The organism is Pseudomonas gessardii (genome assembly GCF_001983165.1).
GTDB lineage: Bacteria > Pseudomonadota > Gammaproteobacteria > Pseudomonadales > Pseudomonadaceae > Aquipseudomonas > Aquipseudomonas gessardii.
Map to the genome: position 1 here is coordinate 26269 of NZ_MNPU01000042.1, position 22735 is coordinate 49003.

Annotated in this window: 13 protein-coding genes; 7 read left to right on the plus strand and 6 right to left on the minus strand. The window is 59.9% G+C overall.

What is annotated here, in order from left to right; all coding sequences use genetic code 11:
- Positions 1-34: 34 nt before the first annotated feature.
- The gene (locus BLL38_RS22930; RefSeq protein WP_032863216.1) at positions 35-187 is read right to left on the minus strand and encodes a DUF3309 family protein; all 153 of its coding nucleotides are present in this window, start codon (positions 185-187) and stop codon (positions 35-37) included.
- Positions 188-517: 330 nt separating this feature from the next.
- On the opposite strand from BLL38_RS22930, the gene BLL38_RS22935 reads away from it, so the two are divergent.
- Both BLL38_RS22935 and csrA read left to right on the plus strand, forming a co-directional pair.
- A complete protein-coding gene (locus tag BLL38_RS22935) occupies positions 518-1333 on the plus strand; it encodes an SDR family oxidoreductase (RefSeq protein ID WP_076964431.1) in 816 nt (271 codons plus the stop codon).
- 174 nt (positions 1334-1507) lie between these two features.
- Positions 1508-1702, plus strand: a complete 195-nt coding sequence (gene csrA / locus BLL38_RS22940) for a carbon storage regulator CsrA (RefSeq protein ID WP_076964432.1) — start codon at positions 1508-1510, stop codon at positions 1700-1702.
- On the opposite strand, the gene BLL38_RS22945 is transcribed toward csrA, so the two are convergent.
- Genes BLL38_RS22945 through BLL38_RS22960 form a run of 4 tightly spaced genes read right to left on the minus strand, consistent with a single transcriptional unit; the run spans position 1699 to position 6773 of the window.
- Positions 1699-1926 carry a YheU family protein gene (locus tag BLL38_RS22945; RefSeq protein WP_003172962.1) on the minus strand — a complete coding sequence of 76 codons (228 nt, stop codon included), beginning with the start codon at positions 1924-1926 and terminating at the stop codon, positions 1699-1701. The genes csrA and BLL38_RS22945 overlap by 4 nt on opposite strands.
- Positions 1927-1985: 59 nt before the next feature.
- Complete coding sequence (locus tag BLL38_RS22950; protein ID WP_076964433.1) at positions 1986-3170, minus strand: osmoprotectant NAGGN system M42 family peptidase; 1185 nt, start codon at positions 3168-3170, stop codon at positions 1986-1988.
- Positions 3171-3227: 57 nt separating this feature from the next.
- The gene (ngg, locus tag BLL38_RS22955) at positions 3228-4997 is read right to left on the minus strand and encodes an N-acetylglutaminylglutamine synthetase (protein WP_076964434.1); all 1770 of its coding nucleotides are present in this window, start codon (positions 4995-4997) and stop codon (positions 3228-3230) included.
- A 3-nt stretch (positions 4998-5000) separates the two neighbouring features.
- Entirely contained in the window at positions 5001-6773 is a 1773-nt protein-coding gene (locus BLL38_RS22960) for an N-acetylglutaminylglutamine amidotransferase (RefSeq protein ID WP_076964435.1), read from the minus strand.
- A gap of 309 nt (positions 6774-7082) precedes the next feature.
- Between BLL38_RS22960 and BLL38_RS22965 the strand changes: the two genes are divergently transcribed.
- A complete protein-coding gene (locus tag BLL38_RS22965; RefSeq protein WP_076964436.1) occupies positions 7083-11903 on the plus strand; it encodes an NEL-type E3 ubiquitin ligase domain-containing protein in 4821 nt (1606 codons plus the stop codon).
- Positions 11904-11911: 8 nt separating this feature from the next.
- On the opposite strand, the gene mnmC is transcribed toward BLL38_RS22965, so the two are convergent.
- The gene (gene mnmC / locus BLL38_RS22970) at positions 11912-13909 is read right to left on the minus strand and encodes a bifunctional tRNA (5-methylaminomethyl-2-thiouridine)(34)-methyltransferase MnmC2/FAD-dependent 5-carboxymethylaminomethyl-2-thiouridine(34) oxidoreductase MnmC1 (protein ID WP_076964437.1); all 1998 of its coding nucleotides are present in this window, start codon (positions 13907-13909) and stop codon (positions 11912-11914) included.
- A gap of 219 nt (positions 13910-14128) precedes the next feature.
- Between mnmC and BLL38_RS22975 the strand changes: the two genes are divergently transcribed.
- The 4 genes from BLL38_RS22975 to BLL38_RS22990 form a co-directional block, all read left to right on the plus strand.
- Positions 14129-18970, plus strand: a complete 4842-nt coding sequence (locus BLL38_RS22975) for an NEL-type E3 ubiquitin ligase domain-containing protein (RefSeq protein ID WP_076964438.1) — start codon at positions 14129-14131, stop codon at positions 18968-18970.
- A 102-nt stretch (positions 18971-19072) separates the two neighbouring features.
- Positions 19073-20590 carry a polyphosphate:AMP phosphotransferase gene (gene pap / locus BLL38_RS22980; protein ID WP_076964439.1) on the plus strand — a complete coding sequence of 506 codons (1518 nt, stop codon included), beginning with the start codon at positions 19073-19075 and terminating at the stop codon, positions 20588-20590.
- Positions 20591-20809: 219 nt separating this feature from the next.
- A complete protein-coding gene (locus tag BLL38_RS22985) occupies positions 20810-21994 on the plus strand; it encodes a thiolase family protein (protein ID WP_076964440.1) in 1185 nt (394 codons plus the stop codon).
- A gap of 642 nt (positions 21995-22636) precedes the next feature.
- A partial coding sequence (locus BLL38_RS22990) for a helix-turn-helix domain-containing protein (RefSeq protein WP_130898222.1) occupies positions 22637-22735 on the plus strand: 99 nt, incomplete at its 3' end.

Below are 22735 nucleotides of genomic sequence, written 5' to 3' on the forward strand. Positions count from 1 at the left end.
GCAAGCTCGCTCCTACAGTTATGGGTTACAGCAGTTATATCTTGCCCAACAGCAACAGGATCAACAGCACCACCAGCACCGTACCGAGAATGCCCGATGGCCCATAACCCCAGTTGCGCGAGTGCGGGAACACCGGCAGGCCGCCGACCAGCAGGAGGATCAGAACAATGATAAGAATGAGGCTCATAGTGTGTTTTCCTTATTCGTCTTCTGAAAAGAGCTGATTATCAAGTGATAGCGCCGGTCATTTAAAACGGCTGCCTTAATTAATCCGACTCCTGCACTTTGCAGAAAATTCCCTGTTTTTTTAACTCGATTTGGCTACTGGCTTATTTCTTTTTTAATTGTTGTGCTGCTTCGCACTTAGTTTGAAAAGATTGAACTTACCCCGTGCTCCGGCATCCGACCGGGCCTTTGGTTTGCCTCGGGCATTCAGCAACTTGATGGTGCATGGGTCGGTGAATAACCTTCGCTACACTGGCGCGTACTTCTTCCCTGAACCACAAGGCTACTTCCTATGCAAAATCGCATGATGATCACCGGCGCTGGATCTGGCCTGGGTCGCGAAATCGCTCTGCGCTGGGCCCGGGAGGGCTGGCAACTGGCCTTGTCGGACGTCAGCGAGCCGGGCTTGCAGGAAACCCTGGCGCTGGTGCGCCAGGCCGGTGGCGACGGGTTTATCCAGCGGTGTGATGTGCGTGACTACAGCCAGCTCACGGCCTTTGCCCAGGCCTGCGAAGTCAAGCTGGGCGGTATCGATGTGATCGTCAACAACGCCGGGGTTGCCTCCGGTGGGTTCTTCAGCGAATTGTCCCTGGAAGACTGGGACTGGCAGATCGCAATCAACCTCATGGGCGTGGTCAAGGGCTGCAAGGCTTTCCTGCCGCTGCTGGAAAAGAGCAAGGGCCGCATCATCAACATCGCTTCCATGGCCGCCTTGATGCAAGGCCCGGCCATGAGCAACTACAACGTGGCCAAGGCCGGCGTGGTGGCGCTCTCGGAAAGCCTGCTGGTGGAACTCAAGCAACAGGAGGTCGGGGTACACGTGGTTTGCCCGTCGTTCTTCCAGACCAACCTGCTGGATTCGTTCCGTGGCCCGACGCCTGCGATGAAGGCCCAGGTCGGTAAATTGCTGGAAAGCTCGCCGATCAGTGCGGCAGACATTGCCGACTACATCTACCTGCGTGTGGCCGAGGGTGAGTTCATGATCCTGCCCCACGAGCAAGGGCGGATGGCCTGGGCACTGAAGCAGAAAAATCCGCAGTTGTTGTATGACGAGATGACCAGCATGTCGGAGAAAATGCGCGCCAAGGCGCAGTCGGTCAAAGGCTGATGGATATAAACAGTGTGTTTATATTTTTGCGGTCCTGCTTGGCTATTTGATATTTGTCTGTCAGTAAAACAAACCCTGAGTTGTAGGGAGGATCTGTTTATTTGGCAGGTCATTGATGGCTCGTAGGGGAGGGAGCATGGTCGACGTCCGGTAATTTTCCAAAGGACATACACCATGCTGGTACTTAGCCGCGCGGTAGGCGAAATCATTTCCATCGGTGACCACATCACCCTGCGGATCCTGGAGGTCAACAACCTCCAGGTGAAACTCGGCGTGGAGGCGCCGACAGGGGTCAACGTGCACCGGGCGGAGGTCTATGAAAAGATCCGCCACCAGCAGGCAAACCCGGTACCTGTGCCTAATCCCTAGTCAAACAGGTGCTTGGGCACATCGTGCTTGAGCATCAATTGGCACTGTTCACTCTCAGGGTCGAAAACGATCAGCGCCTGGCCCTTGGTCAACGCCTGGCGTACGCGCAATACGCGGGTTTCCAGGGGCGTGTCGTCGCCGTTATCGGTGCCGTCGCGGGTCACGAAGTCTTCAATGAGGCGGGTCAGGGTGTCGACTTCAAGTGCATCGTGGGGAATCAGCATACAAGCCTCAAATGGTTGATCCCGGCGATGCTACTGTGCCGGGATCATTGTTGCCAGCTTCAGGATTTCTGCCCGACCAGGCTGTCTACCGACGGCACACGGGTATCGCTCTCCATTTGTGTTTCGTGTTCCAGCTGATGACTGAAGCGGTCCAGGGAACCCTGGGCCGGTTGGGCATCGCTGGCAAACACCGGCGGGCTGAGGATGTAGGCGCCCAGCAGGCGACTCAAGGCTGCCAGGCTGTCGATATGGGTGCGCTCGTAGCCGTGGGTTGCATCGCAGCCGAAGGCCAGCAGCGCGGTGCGGATATCGTGGCCGGCGGTGACGGCCGAATGGGCATCACTGAAGTAATAGCGAAACAGGTCACGCCGTACCGGCAAATCGTTATCTGCCCCCAGGCGCAGCAAGTGTCGGGACAGGTGATAATCGTAAGGCCCCCCCGAATCCTGCATCGCCACGCTCACCGCATGTTCACTGGAGTGCTGGCCAGGGGCGACCGGGGCAATGTCGATACCGACGAATTCACTGACATCCCAGGGTAATGCGGCCGCCGCGCCACTGCCGGTTTCCTCGGTGATGGTGAACAGCGGGTGGCAGTCGATCAGCAACGGTTCACCACTGTCGACGATAGCCTTGAGCGCCGCCAACAAGGCGGCGACCCCGGCTTTGTCATCCAGGTGACGGGCGCTGATATGGCCGCTCTCAGTGAATTCCGGCAGCGGGTCGAAGGCCACGAAATCACCGACACTGATCCCCAAGGAATCGCAATCGGCACGGGTGGCGCAGTAGGCGTCCAGCCGCAGTTCGATATGGTCCCAACTGATCGGCATTTCATCCACGGCGGTATTGAACGCGTGCCCGGAAGCCATCAGCGGCAGGACGCTGCCACGGATCACGCCATTGTCGGTGAACAGGCTGACGCGGCTGCCTTCGGCAAAACGGCTGGACCAGCAACCGACGGGGGCCAGGGTCAGGCGGCCATTGTCCTTGATCGCCCGCACGGCGGCGCCGATGGTGTCCAGGTGCGCGGAAACGGCGCGGTCCGGGCTGTTTTTCTGGCCCTTGAGGGTGGCGCGGATCGTGCCGCGCCGGGTCATTTCAAAGGGGATGCCGAGTTCTTCCAGGCGCTCGGCGACGTAACGCACGATGGTGTCGGTAAACCCGGTGGGGCTGGGGATGGCGAGCATTTCCAGCAGCACTTTGTGCAGGTAGTTGAGATCTGGTTCGGGGATGGTTCGGGTCATAAGGGGTCCTTAGCTGCAAGTTTCAAGCTGCAAGCTGCAAGATAAATAGGCGCTGTTTTATTCTTGCGGCCTGCAGCTTGTCACTTGCAGCTTTTCACTATGTGGAAACAACAGATCCACGAATTTCTCCGCAGTCGGTTGCGGTTCATGATTGGCCAACCCAGCACGCTCATTGGCCTCGATAAATACGTACTGCGGCTGGTCGGCGGCCTGCACCATCAGGTCCAGGCCCACCATGGGAATATCGAGGGCTCGGGCTGCGCGGATGGCAGCCTCTGTCAGCGTGGGGTGCAGGATTGCCGTGACATCTTCCAGGCAACCGCCGGTGTGCAGGTTGGCGGTGCGCCGTACCGCGAGCACTTCACCGCAAGGCAAGAGGCTGTCGTAGTCGTAACCCGCGGCCTTCAGGGTGCGCAGGGTTTCGTCGTCCACCGGGATCTTGCTCTCGCCGTCTGTGGCAGCCTGGCGACGCCGGCTCTGGGCCTCGATCAAGGCACCGATCGAGTGTTTGCCATCACCGATCACCTGCGCCGGGCGACGGATTGCCGCGGCCACCACTTCAAAACCAATCACCAGGATGCGCAGGTCCAGGCCCTCGTGAAAGCTTTCCAGCAACACCCGTGAGTCGAACTGGCGCGCCGCCTCGATGGCGCCTTGCACTTCCTCGATGGTCTGCAAGTCCACGGCCACGCCCTGGCCCTGTTCCCCGTCCAGCGGCTTGACCACGATGCGCCGGTGTTCGTCGAGAAACTCCAGGTTATCGTCGGCGCTGGCGGCCAGTTGTTGCGACGGCAATTTCAAGCCGGCGGCGCTCAATGCCTTGTGGGTCAGGCTCTTGTCTTGGCACAAGGTCATGCTGATCGCGCTGGTCAGGTCGCTTAATGACTCGCGGCAGCGCACCCGCCGCCCGCCATGGCTGAGGGTAAACAGCCCGGCATCGGCGTCATCGACTTGTACGTCGATCCCGCGTCGGTGGGCCTCCTCGACAATGATCCGCGCATAGGGGTTGAACCCGGCCTGTGGCCCCGGCCCAAGGAACAGCGGCTGGTTGATGCCGTTCTTGCGCTTGATGGCGAAGGTGGCGAGGGCGCGAAAGCCGAGCTTGGCGTAGAGGCTTTTAGCCTGGCGATTGTCGTGCAATACCGACAGGTCCAGGTAACTCAGGCCACGGCTCATGAAGTGTTCGATGAGGTGGCGTACCAGCACTTCACCGACCCCCGGCCGCGAGCATTGCGGGTCTACGGCCAGGCACCAGAGGCTGCTGCCGTTCTCCGGATCATGGAAGGCCTTTTGATGATTAAGGCCCATGACGCTGCCGATCACCGCACCGCTGTCTTCATCCTCGGCCAGCCAGTACACCGGGCCGCCTTGATGGCGCGGGGTCAACAGGTTGGCGTCCACCGGCAACATGCCGCGCCCCTGGTACAGGCGATTGACGGCCTGCCAGTCGGCTTGGCTCTGTACGCGACGAATGCGAAAGCCACGAAACACCCGGGTCGCCGGACGGTAGTCGGTGAACCACAGGCGCAAGGTGTCGGAGGGGTCGAGGAACAACTGTTGCGGATCAATCCCGAGGATCTGCTGGGGCGCGGCCACATACAGGGCGATATCCCGTTCCCCCGGCTGCTCGTTGAGCAACTCCAGGGCCAGGCTCGCCGGGTCGGGGAAGGTATGCCCAATCAACAGGCGGCCCCAGCCGCAATGCACGGCGATGGGTTGCGCGCTGGGCTCGCTGCCGTCTTCGGCGAAGCGCGCCTGCAGGCGCTCGTAGGACGGCGCCTGGCCGCGCAGCAGGCGTTGGCTGTAGGCCGTGGCGTGAGGTTTCATCAATCAGATTCCTTGTTCGCTGAGCCACAGGTTCAGCGCTGCCAATTGCCACAATTTGGAGCCGCGCAACGGCGTCAGTTGCCCTTGCGGGTCAGTGAGCAGGCGGTCGAGCATCGCCGGGTTGAACAGGCCACGATCCTGGCTCGGGTCCAGCAGCAGGTCGCGCACCCAGTTGAGGGTATCGCCCTGCAAGTGCTTGAGGCCGGGCACCGGAAAGTAGCCTTTCTTGCGGTCGATGACCTCGCTGGGGATCACCCGGCGCGCGGCTTCCTTGAGCACTTGCTTGCCGCCGTCCGGCAGTTTGAATTGACCCGGCACGCGCGCCGACAACTCCACCAGGCGGTAGTCGAGAAACGGCGTACGCGCTTCCAGGCCCCAGGCCATGGTCATGTTGTCCACACGTTTGACCGGGTCGTCCACCAGCATCACCGTGCTGTCCAGGCGCAGGGCTTTGTCCACGGCGGCAGTCGCGCCGGGCTGTGCGAAATGTTCGCGCACGAAGTCGCCGGCGGCGTCATTGGCGGTCAGCCATTGCGGCGCGACGGTGGCCGCGTAGTCGTCGTAGCTGCGGTCGAAGAATGCTTCGCGATAAGCCGCGTACGGGTCGCTGGCGCCGTCCACCTGTGGATACCAGTGGTAACCGGCGAACAACTCATCGGCGCCCTGGCCGCTTTGTACGACCTTGCAATGCTTGGCCACTTCCCGGGACAACAGGTAGAAGGCGATGCAGTCATGGCTGACCATCGGCTCGCTCATGGCGCGGAATGCGGCGGGCAGTTGTTCGATGATTTCGCTTTCGGCGATGCGCAGTTGGTGGTGCTCGGTAGCGTAGTGTTTGGCGATCAAATCCGAATACTGGAACTCATCGCCACGCTCGCCCCCGGCATCTTCAAAGCCGATGGAGAAGGTCGACAGATCCTGCACGCCGACTTCGCGCAACAGGCCCACCAGCATGCTCGAATCCACACCGCCGGAAAGCAGCACGCCCACATCCACCGCTGCGCGTTGGCGAATGGCCACGGCTTGGCGGGTGCTGTCCAGCACGCGGTCGGTCCAGTCTTCCAGGGTCAGGTTTTGTTCATCGTCGCGGGGGCCATAGGGCAGGGTCCACCAGGTTTTCTGCTCGGTGTTGCCGTCTGCGTCGATGCGCATCCAAGTGGCTGGCGGCAGCTTTTCGATGCCCGCCAGCAAGGTGCGCGGTGCGGGCACCACGGCATGGAAGTTCAGGTAGTGATTAAGCGCCACCGGATCGAGGAGCGGGTTGATGTCACCGCCCTTGAGCAGCGCCGGCAACGCCGAGGCAAAACGCAGGCGCTGGCCGGTGCGCGACAGGTACAAGGGTTTGACGCCCAGGCGGTCGCGGGCGATGAACAGGCGTTGGCTGTCGCGCTCCCAGATGGCAAAGGCAAACATGCCATTGAGCTTGGGCAGCAAGGCTTCGCCCCAGGCGTGATAGCCCTTGAGCAGCACTTCAGTGTCACCACCGGAATAAAAGGCATAGCCCAATGCTTCAAGCTCGGTGCGCAGTTCCGGGAAGTTGTAGATCGCGCCGTTGAAGGCCAGGGACAGGCCCAGTTGGGCGTCGACCATCGGTTGGGCGGAGCCGTCCGACAGGTCCATGATTTTCAGGCGGCGATGGCCCAGGGCAATCGGCCCTTGGGCATGGAAGCCCCACGCATCAGGTCCGCGTGGTGCCAAGTGATGGGTGATTCGTTCCACCGCTGCCAGGTCGGCAGGTTGATGATCGAAACGCAATTCTCCAGCTAGTCCGCACATAAATTCCTTACCGGTTTTTCCGTTGGGGAGGGATAAAAGTGCACGCGCCAAAACGGCGGGTACCTAGGGACTGACCCGAGGCTGTTAGTGGAGTTTTAGATCAATACGTTATATGGCAAACGGCCGCTGCCCTTTGCGACACCCCCGACGGCCTGTGCGGCGAGGGGGAATTGGGGGGTAATTAGGTCAACGTGATATGCAAATAATGGGGCAGTCCGGGCGGCAAACCCCCAGCTATTTGAACCCATTAACCCTGGGGGCGGGCTTATCGTGTGGTGTCATTGTTCACGCGATTAAGGAACGTTGCGAATGACGCAAATAGCTAATTTGAGCCAGGCGCTTGAGCCTGTGTCCCCGGACGAATTGATGAAGGCGCTGCTCAGTATCACTGGCGACCTGGACAAAGCGCAGGTGTTGCACGACACGCTGCCGGCCTGGCTGGTCAAGGCCGACTCCCAGGCGCTCCAGGCCATTGAACAGGCGTATGCCGACAGCGAGGTCTCCAGAGGGAAACTGCAACAGCGGTTGAGCCGCTTGAACCCCCTCGACAAATTTTGTGCTGAACAGCTTGAGGCATTTCTGGTTGCCAAAGGCCATATCGACCTGGACATCGAAAACGACACGCTGGAACTCCCCAAGCGCTCCTTCAGCAGTGTCAATCCAGACCTTGGCGGCATGTTGATCGAGACCATTACCCTGGAGAAACACAGCCTGCTGCAGGCGGCCATGCAGAATTTTTCCCAGGCGAGAGCAGAACCGGGAGGTATACCAATCAATGCCGTGGTTCGCATTGGCGCCAAGCGCAGGATTGCGCGAGATATCACGGCCCAGGCATTCATCGGGTACTGCCGCGAGCTGAATCTTGGGGAGGCCTATCAAGCCCATGTGCGTGAGGTGTTCAACCCTGGGGATCTTGAGCATGGCCTCAACCCGGTGGTGAGGGAGGTTGGCCAGTCCCGCTGCGCGGACATGCTGATCGACTTGCAGGTAGCCCACGCCAAGGGCGATATCGATCAACCGACCCATGCGCTGTTGCTGGAGCTGGTCAGGGCGGACATGCCTGCCAGGGATATCCTGCAATCGTGGTTCAACAACCAGCCACTGACCTGGCAAGGCCTGAACATCGGCGGAGCTTGCCTGTGGGGCGTGCTGGTGTTTTCCAGCGCCGCGTCCGAGGGGTTTTCCAGCGGCCCGATTGTGGTGTACATGCCCAATGAGCCCGTGCGGCCATGGTACCGCTATGCGTCACTGGAGCAGTTCAAGCTTTACCTCACCCTCAAGCTTCATGTGAGTACCTATCGAACCTTTTTCATGGGTTACCTGGATGAGTCCGAGCGCTTCGGTTTTTTCGAGCGCTTTGATAAACACAATATTCTGGTGCGCGTAGAGCCGCTCCCGGTGACGGATAATTTCTCGCTGTTCTTTTTCAATGCCTGTGTCGGGAAAATCCAGCTCGATACGCGTGTGCTGGCTGTTCCCAACGCGCAGGCGGATGACGACGCACGTCAGCAGCGCATCCAGGATTACCTGGACGCCGGCTTGACGGTACTCAACGTCGCAGCGTTCGTGGTGCCGGTACTGGGGCAACTGATGATGGGCGTGGCTGTCGGACAGCTCCTCGCAGAGGTGTTTGATGGGGTGGATGACTGGATGCATCAAGACAAGCTTGGGGCCCTCAGGCACCTGACGAACATCGCTGAAAATCTTGCGGCCATGGCGTTGTTTGCGGCGGGTACAAAAGTGGTGGGCCGATTATGGCGGACCACGCCGCCGCCAGCGGGGTTTTACGAAAGGCTGGAAGCTGTGCGCATGCCGGATAAAACCACGCGTTTGTGGCGCAATCGCACCCAGCCGTACCGTCACACCGTCTCGCTCGAAGGGACGGTTGCCAGTCCCCGCGGGGTCTACCAGGCTGGCGGCCAGTCCTACGTCAAGGTCGACGGTTCGATCTATTCGATTGTCTTTGACTCCCGTACCGGCCGTTGGCGAGCCCGGCATCCGCAGCGTACTTCAGCCTATCAACCGCCTATGACCCATAACTACCAGGGCGGCTGGCAGTTCTCGTTCGAACACCCGCAAGAATGGCAGGACCCAGACTATATTCTGGTCCGGCTGGACCCCAGCCTCAGTTCCTTTGCGGCTGGACATCTGCGGGACATCGCCGCCATCACCGACACGGCCTTGCCCCGCCTGCAGCAACTGGCCAAGCAAAACCTGCCACTGCCGGAGCGGCTGCGTGAATGTGCACTGCGCTTCAGGCAGAACCAGGATGTCCGCGACCTGATCTGGCAGATGGAGCATCAGGCGCCGCTCGACGCATCGACCACTCGCGTGCAGATGCTCGCGCTGCCGCTGATGGACGGCTGGCCCCAGGGGCGGTTTTTCGAACTGCTGGACGAGGAGGGGGACTTGCTTGAGCGTCACCCGGACACTGCCCCTTTTGATTACGAAGACTTGAGCATTCATATCACCACGCGTCAGCTCAGGAGCGGGCAAGTCATGTCCACGCTACTGGCCGCTCTCGACCCGGAAGAGACCGCGCGCCTGCTGGGTGGCAACTTCCAGCCTGAGGAGGCGCAAGAGGTGCTGGCGCGGCGGCTCACCGCTTCACTCAAGGATAATCATCGGGCGGTTTTTGAGAGGCTGCGTGCGGATGCTGACTTCATCGACCAGACCGATCACGGGTTGCTCAAGCAGCGCTATAGGCGGCTGCCCATCCGGGTTGCCTGGGAAGTCATGACCCAAGCGTCCACTGCCGAGCGTTGGCGGTTGCGCCATAGCGGGCGAGTGCCTTTGCGGATCGCTCAAAGAGCGCGGGAGACTCTGGGGACTCTGGACGAAGACGAGGCCCTGACCGGCCTGTACTTGCCGGAACTGGCCAGCGATGCGACCCGGCGTATGGCCATCGGATTGCTGCGACAGGTACCGGGCTGGCCCGAAGATGTGTGGGTGCAACTCCGTCGTGAGGGGTTAAGTGCAACTGTTCTCGGTCAGGTGGGTAACGCAGGTGCGGCCACGACCCGCACGGTGGTCCAGTCGGCTGCGGGGTTTCGTGCCTACGATGGTCAAGGCGCGCCACTGGGTGCGATGGCCGACGGGCCGCAAGGGTTCTATGAGGCACTGCTCAACTGTTTGTCTGGCGATCAACTCGACGACTTGCATCTGCAGGGAAGCGGCCGGGCCAGCCAATTGCGCAACACCCTGATTGGCAAGGCCGAGGATGAGCGCAGCCGGGTTGCCCGTTATCTATGGCCGGAACGGGCGGTGCCCGAGGAGCCAGCGGTGTCGTGCGTGCAAGGGATGCCCGTGGAGCTGCAGCGACAGCCTGCCGGCCTGTTGCGCAAGGTTCGCAAGCTCTATCCCTTGTTTGACGACCAGCGCATATCGACCTTCGTGCAGGACTTGGGTAGCGATCTATTATCTCGTGCCAAAGCCATCCGGGTTCTTGAGCAGCAGTATGAAGCACTGCGTCAGGCGTTGAAGGTATGGGCCCGGGGCAAGGTTGCGCCAGTGCACTCGGACGTTGCCGTGTGGGACTACCGCCTGGCACGTCACCAGGCCGCCCAGGCCATCGAGCGCAGTTGGCAATATGCTTCGTTGATGCCCGATGAGTACCAACAGAAAGTCCCGAGTCTTTCCCTTGACGACATGGCGGTGGGGGCATTGCCGACCCTGCCGCCGGACGTCCAGTTCGGGCATATCCGGCAATTGTCATTGAGGAACATGGGGCTCAACGATGATGTTGGTTACTTCCTCAAGCACTTCAAAGGGCTCAATACCCTGGAGTTGAGGGACAACCGAGTGACGCGGCTGCCGGAAGTGCTCCAGCAGATGAAGCAACTGCGCCGGCTGTACCTGGCAAATAACCAGATGCAACTGACTGAATACACCCGTACCAAACTCGGCGACCTGAAAGGCTTGACGGTTCTGGACCTGAGCAACAACCCACTGGTAGACCCGCCGTTTATCGGCAAGATGTTTGAATTGCGCAACCTAGTCCTGCGCAATTGTCGGCTTAAAAACCTGCCGTCCGGGTTTATGCGCATCCCTTATCTGGAGCAACTGGACCTGCGGGAAAATGACATCGCTACTTTGCCGGACTGGTTGTTCACTGCCCCTCGCCGCAGAGCCGAAGTCATCAACTTGCGACATAACCCGCTGGACGCCCCCAGCCGCCTGCTGTTGCACAATTATCGGGACACTATTGGCGTGGGCATGGGCTTTGTGGAAGACGACATCGCCCGGCTCAATGAGCAGGCTGCCCGGGAGCTATGGTTGGGGGACGAGCGGGTGGCGCACTACGCCGAGAAGGCCCAGACCTGGAGGGGACTCAAGGACGAACCCGGCTCCGACGGTCTGTTCAAACTGCTGGCCGGCCTGGGCGGTGCCGCTGATACCACTCACGTTCAGGAGGACATGGGGCGTCGGGTCTGGCGCGTGCTGGACGCGGCGGCGATGGATACTCGGCTACGCGAAGAAATTTTTGAACGAGCGGCCACGCCCTTGAACTGTGATGATGCTGCTGCCGTGAGTTTCAGCAACCTTGAGGTGCTGGTAGAAATCCACGAGGCTTCGCAGCGGGTGGCGGGCGGGCTGGTCACGGCCAAACCCCTTTTGAGGTTGGCCCGCGGGTTGTTTCGCCTCGATCGTCTAGAGCTTATGGCTCGCCGGCACAGTGCCGAGCATCCGGCGCTTGATCCGCTGGAGGTCAGCCTGGCTTATCGAACGGGGTTGGTGGAGCGCTTTCATTTGCCTGGGCAACCCCGCCATATGCGCTATGCCAGCCTGGGCGGGGTGACTGAGCACATGCTGGAAGTCGCCGAAGCGCAGTTGAAAGAGGCTGAGCTTTCTCCGCTACTGTTGAAGTACATGGTGAAACTGCCATTTTGGAACAGCTATCTGAGACGGATCCATGGCGGTTCGTTCGACACGTTGAACCAGCCTTTTGGTGAGCGCATGGAGGCCGTGTGGGCGCAGCGAGAGACCCTGGGCGACGCCGATTATCGTAATCAGATGGAGCAGATCCAGGACGAGCAGAAAAAGGCCGAACTCACCGAGTTTGAACGCCTGACCAAGGAAGCGCTGAAGTTCGATGAGCAGGTTGCCTGCGAGTTACCACCGGCGGGTTGAGGGGCCGCTCACTGAGGTTTTTTTGCCACATTGCTGCGAATCAATGCGCGCACGGCAAAGCGATTCGGGTGACAGGCCTCAGCCACGCTGCGGGGCAGGGGCAGTGGTTCATTGTCCAGCCATGCCGCCAGCAGTTCACCGGACAACGGCGCGGTGATCAGGCCCCGTGAACCGTGGCCACTGTTGACATACAGGCCGTCGAGCCACGGGCAGGCGGCGTCCGGCGTGTGGCGGGCGTCCTTGCGCAGGCTGTCATAGGCTTGCGCAAACGCCTGGGGGTCGACCAGTGGCCCGACAATCGGCAAGTAGTCCGGGCTGGTGCAGCGAAAGGCCGCCCGCCCCTCCAGCGCTTGCGGGGCCAATGTGGCGGCGTGCAGACGCTGGGCCAGGTCCGGGGAAATTTCCTGCAACAGCTGCAGATTACCGGCGTGCTCGGCAGCGGTGGGGGTCAGGTCATCGCTCTTGAAATCAAAGCTGGCGCCCAGGGTGTGTTCGCCCAGACGCGGTGGTGCAACGTAACCTTCGGCGCACACTACCGTGGCCAATGCTGCGCTCTCGGCAGTCTGCGGCAACCGGGTGATCTGCCCGCGAATGCGCTTGAGGGGCAGTTCGGCGCTGGCGGCAAAGCGCTTGACCTCGGCAGCCCCGGCCAGCACCACCACGGGCGCGCTGGCCAGTAGTCTTTCGCCGTCCCAGGCCTGCCATTGGCCGTCGACTTTGCGCAGCTCCAGCACCTCATGATGAACATGCACCGTGATGCCGGGCTGGCGCGCCTGCCTCTGGCAGAAAGCCGGCGGATGCACCCAGCCACCTTCGGGGAAAAACAGCCCGCCATGCTCCAGGCCAATCCCCGCGCGGCTTTGGGCCTGGTCTTTGTCCAACAGCTGCAGCAAGTCCGGGGCAAACGCCTGGGCCAGTTGTGCCTGGCGTTCGGCCTCCTTGGGGTTGAAGGCCAGTTGCAGTACGCCACAGCCATCCCAATCCGTGCCGCGTTGTAGATGCTCCAACAGACGGCGGGTATAGCCAAACCCGCTGACAATCATCTGCGACAGCGCCGTGCCATGGGCAGACAGCTTGAGGTAGAGCACCCCTTGCGGGTTGCCCGAGGCCTCCTGGGCCAGGCCCTCATGGCGCTCCAGCAGGCTCACCTGCCAGCCCCGTGCGGCCAGGCTGGCAGCACTGGCACAACCGGCCATACCACCGCCGATCACCAACGCCCGGCGCTCACCCTTGAGGGCCGTTGGCCGGGCGAACCAGGGTTTGTCGGGTGCGGGTGGCGGTACGTCGGCCGGCCAACCCAGAAACTCACCGCGCAGGATTTCCCACTTGTGACCGATGCCCGGTGTGCGCTTCATCTTGAACCCAGCGCCATTAAGCAGGCGTCGTACCCAGCCGGTGCTGGTGAAGGTGCTGATGGTCGAGCCCGGGGCCGCCAGCCGTGCCAGTTCGGCGAACAGTTCGGCGGTCCACATGTCGGGGTTTTTCGCCGGCGCGAAACCATCGAGAAACCAGGCGTCGATCTGCGCGTCCAGTTGCGGCAGTTGTTGCAGTGCATCGCCGACCAACAGCGTCAATGTGACGCGCCCGTTTTCCAGCACCAGGCGCTGGAAACCTTGATGAATGGCAACGTACTGCGCCAGCAGTTGATCGGCCAGTGGCTTGAGTTCAGGCCATAGGGCGAGGGCGCGTTGCAGGTCGGTGTGGCTCAGCGGGTACTTTTCCACACTGACAAAATGCAGGCGCGCACCCACTACCGCATGCTGTTCAAACAGCTGCCAGGCACACAGGAAATTGAGCCCGGTGCCAAACCCCGTTTCTCCGATGACCAGCCGCCCACCCACGGGCAGCGCGGCAAAGCGCTCCTGCAGACGGTTCTGCTGGAGGAACACATAGCGGGTTTCTTCCAGGCCCGACAGGTCGGAGAAATACACGTCGTCGAACACCCGCGAGCGCGGGCGTCCCTGGTCGTCCCAGTCGAGCTGGGCATTTGGCAGTACGGGGTTCATGGGCAACTCGGCCAAGACAAGGCGGCCATTCTAGCCGATACCGGAGCATGCGATTGGTCCACGGTTGCCCGTGTCGAAATAATGGTGGTAGCCCATTAGTTCTTGCATGGAAAAAGCCACTGAAATACCGCGCTGATTGATTAACTATCAGCGTTAATTAAAAGCCTTGCGGGGGGGTATCGTTAAAGCAAGATTATTGGGCAATAAAGGACATTGCTGATGCAGGCACAGGATGATTTGGCTAAGGCATGTACTCAATTGACGCAACAGCAGTTGCAAGCTGCCTTGTTGGAAATGACGGGCGATCTAGCCAAGGCCGATGTGCTGCAAAAGCGCCTGCCGGGCTGGATGATCGATGCCCCGAAAGGTTTGCTGGAGGCTCTGGAAAAGGATGCTGCGCGGGTTGAAGAGGCCAGGGCTGCGGTCGAAGGCCGTTTGAGGCGCTTACGGTCGCTGGATGAGTTTTGCAGTGGGCACTTGAGGGCGTACTGCCAGAAAAAATGGCAGGTAACGGTGGACCCCACAAAGGATCTTTTTGTCTATGCCACCTACGAACACCAAAAAGCAGTCCTTCCGTTGGAATATGAGAGAAGCATTAAGCTGGAACGGCAGAGCTTGTTGCACGTGGCGCTGCAAAACTTTTCCGAGAATGAGGCGCGAGCGGAGCATTACTCAGAGCAGTCGGGTCTGCAAGCCGGATCAGCCCCCTCTGCAGCTATCGCGATCTCTGCGCATGAGTTTGCCAAGGGTTGCAGGGAACTGGATCTTGGTCGGCTTTATCAGCAGCACATCGCTGAAGTATTTCACCTGGATATTGGCGAGACCGCTGATGAGCCCTACGTCAACGGGGCAGCGGTTGATATTGGTTGGATGAAAACCCTGGACGTAAGAATCGACGCGCATATCGCCTGCATGCGTGGCGATATCACCCAGGACTCCTACGCCATGCTATGCACGCTGCTTGATCGGAACATGACTCCCGCCCAGGCCAAAGACCTGTTGTTTCAGGGGCGCCCGGTCCTCTGGCAAGGCTTGAATGCACTCGACTGTTGCCTGTGGAGCGTCGTGGTGTTCTCGGGACGGCCGATCGGGGATTACCCGGAAGAACCCTGCGTAGTCTATATGCCCAATGAACCCAAACGACCGTTCTTTGAGTACCCCTCGCTCAATGACTTCAAGGTCTATCTGGATCTGAAGCTGGAAGTCGCCACGTATCGCACATTCTTTACCGGTTACCTGGGAGAGGTTGACCGGCTGGTTTTTTTCAGCCGGTTTGGGGAGCACCGTACGCTGGGTGTGCTGGCGGCCAAGCCCATCACGACCAGCTTGGCGCTCCACTTTTTTGCTACTTACGTGGGCAAGTTGCAAATCGACGCGAGGACACTGGCGGTACCGGTGGCGGATGTCGATGAGGACGCCCGCAAGCAGCGCTTGCTGGAGTACCTTGATGCCGGGTTGACGCTGCTCAACCTCGCGGGCTTTGTTGTCCCGGCGTTGGGATTGCTGATGACGGGGGTGGCGGTGGGGCAGATGCTTGGCGAGGTGTATGAGGGCATTGAGGACTGGCGTCGCGGTGACAAGGTTGAGGCGCTCAAACAGTTGGGTGCTGTGGCGGAGAACCTCACCTCGATGGTGTTGTTCGCGGCAGGGACCAAGGTGGTTGGTAAGGTTTTGAGGCGAGCCCGGCAGGGCATTGAGGGCTACTTCCAGGAACTGGAGGCCATACGTTTAGACGACGGTAACCTGCGGTTATGGCGCCCCGACATACTGCCATACGCCCATGATCCGCGGCTCGTCGATAATCTGGTCGCCGATGCTGAAGGCATTTATAAAGTAGGTGGTCATTCCTACGTAAAGGTCAATGGTTTCGTCCATCAGGTTTCGTTTGATCCAAAGCTGGGTCAGTGGCGGGCCAACCCCGCTGTGCGGCAGGCGGCCTATCGTCCGGCAATGTTGCATAACGGTGAGGGCGCTTGGCGTTTCTCATTTGAGAAGCCAGAGACGTGGGAGGATGAAATGTATCTCTTTTCACGCCTGGAACCCGCGAGTCGACACCCTGCGCTGGATTTGCGCAAGTTGCAATTGGTCAAGTCCATCATGGATAAGCCCCACCGATGGGGTTACCACCTGGCTCAGGAATGCCTTCCCTTTCCCGCCCGGTTTCGTGATTTATACGAGCGTTTCAGGCTGGAGCAGTCCATTCGTGACCTGATCTGGCTGTTGGAGCGCAGTGTTTACCTCAATGCTGAAAGTGCGACCTTGCAGATGCACGCTTTGCCCTTGTTGTCGGGTTGGCCTAAGGGGTGTTATTTCGAAGTGCTTGACGCCCAGGGAGGCGTCAAGGCGCGTTACCCCTCTACCGGGTTTATTGACGATGTGCGGCAGCGATTGACCATCACCGAGAAAGCCGTGTGCGAAGGGAGGGTGTTTGATGTGTTGTTGTCCCGGCTGGATGAGCAGCAGAAAGTCGGGCTGTTGGGGGAAGGCGTTACTGCCAATCAGGAACACGCTGTATTGGCGCGCCTATTGTTAGAGCACCTCAAGGCTGATCGTAAACCGCTGTTTGAGCAGTTGTATCAGTCCTATGACGGGCCGCTGCCACAGGAGTGGGAGTTGCTCAGAAAGACGTATCCGCAACTGCCCTATCGAGTCATGCGGGAGGTGATGGCTGAGGCGTCCTCGGTGGAGAGGGAAGCTCTGCGTGACAAGCAGCGTGTTCCCATGGGGTTGGCTGAATCGGTGCGATATGCACTCGCAGAACAGCGCCTGGATCGTGCCCTTGCCGGTTTTGAGCAGCCGGAGTTGGCAGGCCTCGACACACAGTGTGTTGCGGTTCGACTGTTGCCGCGGATCGAGGGTTGGGATAACACGCTGCGCCTGGAATTGCGCGCGGATTCCCTACAGGGCGATTTATTGGCGCTGGGGGCTATCAAGGGCGCAGGCGTGCGGCGAGTGGTGGTCCGGTCGGCGGCCGGTTTTAAAGCATTCGATGGCAGCGGCGTGAGCCTTGGTGCAGCCCGGTCTGGTCCGGATGGGTTGTTCGAAGCGCTTGAAGACACGCTGGCCCAGGCGCAGCGCAAGGCGCTGGGGTTGCCTCTGACAGAGGCAGTAAATGGCTGGAGGTTGCGGCGTCTGCTGGCTGCCCGAGCACAGAGTGAGCGTGAGGTCGCTGCACAGGCCTTCACCCACAAGGCTCGCGAGCCTTTGGCGATGGACACGCCCTGTCGGCTGGCGGACTCGCCAACAAGTTCGCCTGCCCGTTCGGGGGCATTGGTGCGCAAAGTCAAACAACTCTACCCATTGCTCACCGATGCCCAAGCCTCTGAGCTGTTGATGGCGTCTGGTGGTGATGAGCTTTCCCAGGCCAAGGCCGTCGGCCGTATGACCGGGGACCTGGAGCGCCTGCGAGCGATCCTCAAGCAGTGGAAGAACAGCACCGGTGAGCTGGAGTATCAACCGGGGTTCAGAGACATCCATCACAGTCGCCAGCAAGTGGCCGAACGCATTGAGGCCTGTTGGCGACGCCAGAGCTTTGCACTCGACGAACACCAGGTCTCGGTTGCCAGCTTGATGCTGGACGGCATGCGTGTGGGCTCATTGCCAAACCTGCCGCCGGAAATTCGTTTCGATCATGTCCGGCAACTGTCACTCAGGAATATGCGATTAGGGGATGACGTCGCTTATTTCCTCAAGTGCTTCAAGGGGCTGCGGCGCCTGGACCTGGACCGCAACAGGCTGACCCGGCTGCCCGAATACCTCTCACGCATGCCCGAACTTGCCAGTTTGTCGTTACCCCGAAACCAGCTCGCGCTGACTCAGTACACCCGGCGCAAGCTGGCCGACATGAGCACCTTGCGCCTGCTGGACATGAGCCACAACCCGGTTGAAGGCGTCCTGGATGTCAGCAGCATGCGTGGTTTGCATACATTGCTGCTACAGGACAGCCGAATGACTGATGTGCCCACTGGGCTTGGGCGCTTGGCCTATCTGGACCAGGTGGACCTGCGCGACAACTGGATCACGCTATTGCCCGAGTGGCTGTTCAGCGCTACCCGCAGTTTCAGTCAGGCGATCAATCTGGGGGGTAACCCGTTGTCTGCCTCGACGGTGAGCGCCCTCAGTCGCTATCGTGAAGAGGTCGGTATCGGCATGGGCTATGTGGATGACGATCAGACCCGCTTCACTGAGTTGAAAGCCCGGGCACTGTGGTTGCCGGACGAAGTGGCCAATCGCAACGCCACCAGGCGCGGGACCTGGGCCAATCTGCGCGATGACACGGAATCGGCACCGCTGTTCGAGTTGCTTGCTCAATTGTCCGGTACCGCCGACAGCCGTCACGTGCGTGAGGATTTGAGCCGAAGAGTGTGGGAGGTCCTGCAGTCGACCCATGACAGCCTCGAATTGCGTGAGCAGGTCTTTCAACTGGCGGCCCATCCGGTGAGCTGTGCCGATGGGGCGGCGGATATCTTCAGTCAGATGGAAGTGCTGATGGAGGTCGAAAGAGCGACCCAGCAGTCCATGCGCCGACAGGGCAGCCCCGTAGAGCTGTTGAAGCTGGGCCGCGGCTTGTTTCGCCTCAGTGAGCTGGAAAAAATTGCGCAGACCTACGCGACCGAGCATTCCAGCGAAGACCCCCTGGAAGTCAGCCTGGCCTTTCGGGTTGGTCTGGCTAAAGTCCTGGAGCTGCCAGGGCAGCCCAAACATGCGCAGTATGTAGCGTTTGCCGATGTGACCAGCGAAGGGTTGGCGGTCGCGCATTCCCAGGTCCGCACGGCAGAGCTGTCCCCGGCACTCTTGCGTTTCCTGACGCAGTTGGCGTTCTGGAAGACTCACCTCAAGCAGCAGTTTCCGGCAACGTTCCTGACGGCGACGGAACCCTTTGATGTGCAGCAGCAGCTACTCTTCGAGAACAGCCAGAACCTCAGTGATGGCGAATACCTCACGCAAATGGAAGCCCTGCGGGCTCCTCGTCGACAGGCCATCGCCGAAGTGGTGGAGCGCCTCACCCAGCAGATGCTCAAGCACCATGATCTGGGTATCTGCCATGTGCCTGAGGGCTGAGCCACGGCCCGGTCGATTGATCCATGGCAAGCCGACTGGAATTGCTTGCCCGCCGTGCTGCCCAATCCGCTAGTCTTGATCCATCTTGGAAGGGAGTCGCCCATGTTCGAATCCGCAGAAATTGGTCACGCCGTCGATAAGGACACTTACGACGCTGAAGTCCCGGCGTTGCGTGAAGCCTTGCTGGAAGCACAGTTCGAGTTGCACCAGCAGGGACGCTTTCCGGTGATCGTGCTGATCAACGGCATCGAAGGGGCCGGCAAGGGCGAGACCGTCAAGCTGCTCAATGAGTGGATGGACCCACGGCTGATCGAGGTGCGCACCTTCGACCAGCAGACCGACGAAGAACTGGCCCGCCCGCCGGCCTGGCGCTATTGGCGGCAATTGCCGGGCAAAGGGCGCATGGGGGTGTTCTTCGGCAATTGGTACAGCCAGATGTTGCAGGCGCGGGTCCATGGCCAGATCAAGGACGCCCGCCTGGACCAGGCCATTGCCGGGGCCGAGCGCCTGGAGCAAATGCTCTGTGATGAAGGGGCGCTGATCTTCAAGTTCTGGTTCCACTTGTCCAAGAAACAGATGAAGGCGCGGCTCAAGGCCTTGCAGGATGATCCGCTGCACAGTTGGCGCATCAGCCCGCTGGACTGGCAGCAGTCCGAGACCTATGACAAGTTTGTGCATTTCGGTGAGCGCGTGTTGCGTCGCACCAGCCGTGACTACGCGCCCTGGCACGTGATCGAAGGCGTGGATGCCCATTACCGTGGCCTGACGGTGGGCAAGATTCTTCTGGAAGGTTTGCAAAATGCCCTGAAGCTGGCCAAGGTCAAGGCCAGCGGAATTCACCCTGCGCCGCTGCCGACTGCCGTCGATCAACGCAGCCTGCTCGATAGCCTGGACATGACCCAGCGCCTGGAGAAGGACGACTACGAGGAGCAACTGATTACCGAGCAGGCGCGGCTTTCAGGCTTGATGCGTGACAAACGCATGCGCAAGCACGCCCTGGTCACCGTCTTTGAAGGTAACGATGCGGCAGGCAAGGGCGGGGCGATCCGTCGGGTGGCGGCGGCGCTGGATCCGCGCCAGTACCGCATCGTGCCGATTGCCGCGCCCACTGAAGACGAACGCGCCCAGCCGTACTTGTGGCGATTCTGGCGGCAGATTCCGGCACGGGGCATGTTCACCGTGTTTGATCGCTCCTGGTATGGCCGCGTGCTGGTGGAACGGATTGAAGGCTTTTGCACCACGGCGGACTGGATGCGCGCTTACGCCGAAATCAACGATTTCGAGGAGCAACTGCGCGACGCCGGGGTGATCGTGGTCAAGTTCTGGCTGGCGATTGATAAGGACACCCAGCTGGAGCGTTTCCAGGCCCGGGAAGAGATCCCGTTCAAACGCTTCAAGATCACCGAAGACGACTGGCGCAACCGCGACAAGTGGGATGCCTACCGGGCGGCCGTGGGTGACATGGTGGACCGCACCAGCACCGAGATTGCGCCCTGGACCCTGGTGGAGGCCAACGACAAGCGCTGGGCGCGGGTCAAGGTGCTGCGCACCATCAACCTGGCGTTGGAAGAGGCGTTCGCCAAGTCCGACAAACACGACAAAAAGAAGAAGCACAAATAACCGGCTCACCTTGTAGGAGCGAGCTTGCTCGCGAAAGTCTCAAGGGCCCCGCGTTCATGCAGGATGCCCGCGTTATCGTTGACGATTTTCGCGAGCAAGCTCGCTCCTACAGGGTTAGCGCCATGCTTTTGCATACGTCAGGTGAATGATCATCGCGATCGCTAGTCGCTGGATCTATCCTCGATCTGTCTCCCAACAACGACAAGATTGAGGTAGCCCATGCGTGAAGTAGTGATCGTCGACAGTGTGCGAACCGGCCTGGCCAAGTCCTTTCGCGGCAAGTTCAACCAGACCCGTCCCGATGACATGGCAGCGCATTGCGTGAACGCGCTGCTGAGCCGCAACGGCATCGACCCGGCCAGCGTCGAGGATTGCATTGTCGGCGCCGGCTCCAACGAAGGTGCCCAGGGTTACAACATCGGTCGCAACGTGGCAGTACTGTCGCGCCTGGGCACCGGTGCCGCCGGCATGACCCTCAACCGTTTCTGCTCCTCAGGGCTACAGGCGATTGCCATCGCGGCCAACCAGATCGCCTCGGGTTGCAGCGACATCATTGTCGCCGGCGGTGTCGAGTCCATCAGCCTGACCATGAAAAGCGTCAACACCGACAACCTGATCAACCCGTTGCTCAAGGAGCAGGTGCCGGGCATCTACTTCCCCATGGGCCAGACCGCCGAAATCGTCGCCCGCCGCTATAACGTCAGCCGTGAAGAGCAGGACCTGTATGCCCTGCAAAGCCAGCAGCGCACCGCCCAGGCCCAGGCCGACGGGCTGTTCGACGATGAAATCGTGGCCATGGCGGTCAAGTACAAGGTCGAGGACAAGAACACCGGCCAGGTGCAGATTCTCGACGGTGTGGTCGATCGTGACGATTGCAATCGCCCGGACACCACCCTGGCCAGCCTGAGCGGGCTGAAACCGGTGTTTGCCGAAGATGGCTCGGTGACGGCGGGCAACTCGTCGCAATTGTCTGATGGCGCGTCGATGACCCTGGTGATGAGCCTGGAAAAAGCCCTGGAACTGGGTCTCAAGCCCAAGGCGTTTTTCTGTGGTTTTACCGTCGCCGGTTGCGAGCCGGACGAGATGGGCATCGGCCCAGTGTTCTCGGTACCCAAATTGCTCAAGGCCCGTGGGCTGCAAGTGGCGGATATCGACCTATGGGAGCTCAACGAGGCGTTTGCTTCCCAGTGCCTGTATGCGCGTAATCGACTGGAGATAGACAATGCCAGGTACAACGTCAACGGTGGCTCGATTTCGATTGGCCACCCGTTTGGCATGACCGGGTCGCGGCAGGTCGGGCATCTGGTACGTGAGCTGCAACGTCGTCACTTGCGCTATGGCATCGTCACCATGTGTGTGGGGGGCGGTATGGGCGCCACGGGTTTATTCGAAGCCGTGCGCTAGTACATTGATAGTTTCCGCACGCCGGGTCGCTCGTACCCGGTGAAAATCCGAGGGGGGAGCTTGCTCCCCCTTTGCATACTTGCTGTTTGGCAATCATCAGGTTTTTCAGATTGGACTTTTCGCTTATCTCCAGTTGCAGTCGTGTTTCATAGCGACCTTAGTCACCTCTCGTGTTTAATGAATTAACTATTGAGTGGCTTTCCTCTTGTGATTGTTGTTATTTTTTAGTGTGTGTAATCTGATTCTTACAGATATGTATGCCTGTAAGTCATTCTCATTAAGTTGCGTGTAGTCCAATTCCTACGGTTGTTTCTAGAGTTTTGGCAAAATGCCATAAATTTCCTATGTCTCTTGATGCAATAAAGCTACGTGATTAAGCGAAAAAGGTGGCTTACTTGTTCTCGTGGTAGGTGGAAACTTACCTGGCGTTGGAAAAGTTCTGACTTGCAATGCAAATAGTTGGAAAAGCCTGGAATAAAACGGTCGGCTAATGAGGCTGTTCATGGTCGCTTGTTTTATACGCCTTGCGCGCATCTGCGGTGGGGCTCCTTTAATGACATTTGTTATGTGGGAATCTGTAAATGAAAGGGCGGCGGCAAAAACTGAGTGCAACACCTGACCTTTCCGGTACGGTGCTGCCCTATGTCTTATTCCGAACTCAGCGTTGAAGAGCGTGCCACCATTCAAGTTAGTCATGCCCAAGGCCTCAGCTTGCGCAGGATTGCCTGCTTGATCAACCGA